The sequence below is a fragment of the Alteribacillus sp. JSM 102045 genome (assembly GCF_041949975.1).
In the GTDB taxonomy this organism is placed as follows: domain Bacteria; phylum Bacillota; class Bacilli; order Bacillales; family Marinococcaceae; genus Alteribacillus.
The window spans coordinates 1-1,239 of record NZ_JBHFQG010000095.1; the positions used below are offsets into that span (position 1 = coordinate 1).

The window sequence follows — 1,239 nt, forward strand, 5'->3', positions numbered from 1 at the left end:
CTCTAAAGCCCCTTAGCGATCTTGGACAACGAAAAGTAACTTCGTTACACTAAGAATCAAAGGGGTTGATTGAAAATGAAACGACAAGTTTACTCCAACGACTTTAAATTACAAGTAGTAAAAGAAGCGCTAGAAACAGGTAATAAAGCCTTAGTAGCGAGACGATATGAACTGTCAAAAAATATCATTTATCGGTGGACGAAAGAGTATGAACAAGGACATTTCGGCCAAGCATCCGTAGACCAGGTGGATTACGTGAATCCTCAGAAAATGGAACAAGAGAACAATGAATTGAAGAAGCTACTTGGCGAAAAGGATTTAGAAATTGCCGTCCTTCGTGATCTCATAAAAAAGAAGAACCCTCACTTACTGAAAAAATAGACGTTGCCAAAGCCTGGATTGCCAAAGGGTACAAGGTATCGGTCATCTGCCGCATTCTTGGTATCCCTCGGTCCACCTATTACTATCAAACGTCTTATCGTGTCGAACACAAGAAGGTAAGTGAGGGACGACCAATACCAGGCTACTCTTTCACCAATGGCGGCAAAAAAGTCTCAGATGAGCAAATCAAGGAATGGCTGCTAGAAGAGATCGAAGGTGAGGCTTTTGCCTATGGCTACCGAAAACTCACCGTGATTCTCCGCCGCCGTTACGGATTAGCTATCAACAAAAAGAAAGTCTATCGATTGTGCAAAGAGCTTGGTATATTGCGTCCCCAGCGTCAGCCCAGGCCAGTGACCAAACGAAAACGGGCAAAGAACCGGACGATTACGGACTCCAATCAACTGTGGGAGACGGATTTGAAGTATGGCTTTATTCATGGAGAAGATCGCTTTTTCTTCGTCTTATCTTACATCGATGTCTATGATCGAACGATCATTGATTATCATATTGGGCTGTCTTGTACAGCCGCAGACGCTAGCCGCACGCTGCAGCAGGCGATGATGAAGCGCCAGGTCTTTGATACAGATGGTCTTGTGATTCGCAGTGACAACGGACCGCAATATAAATCTCTCACCTTCGCCCATCATTGCGACACCTTCGGCGTGGAACACGAACAAATTCCGCCAAAGTCTCCTAATTCGAACGCTCACATCGAAGCCTTTCACCGTCTCCTAGAAGACGACTGTTTTCAACGTTTCGAGTTTAAGACCTATGAAGAGGCGTATCGAGAAGTCACTTCCTACATTGCGTTCTACAACGAGCGACGATTGCACGGAAGTATTCTCGATCTCTCTC

2 protein-coding genes are annotated in these 1,239 nt (G+C 45.0%); both read left to right on the top strand.

What is annotated here, in order from left to right; all coding sequences use genetic code 11:
* Positions 1-75: 75 nt before the first annotated feature.
* Positions 76-381, top strand: coding sequence for a transposase (locus ACE1TI_RS21780; protein ID WP_375009594.1), 306 nt, complete (start codon positions 76-78; stop codon positions 379-381).
* A 62-nt stretch (positions 382-443) separates the two neighbouring features.
* On the top strand, positions 444-1,239 hold a 796-nt coding region (locus ACE1TI_RS21785; RefSeq protein WP_375009595.1), incomplete at its 3' end, for an IS3 family transposase.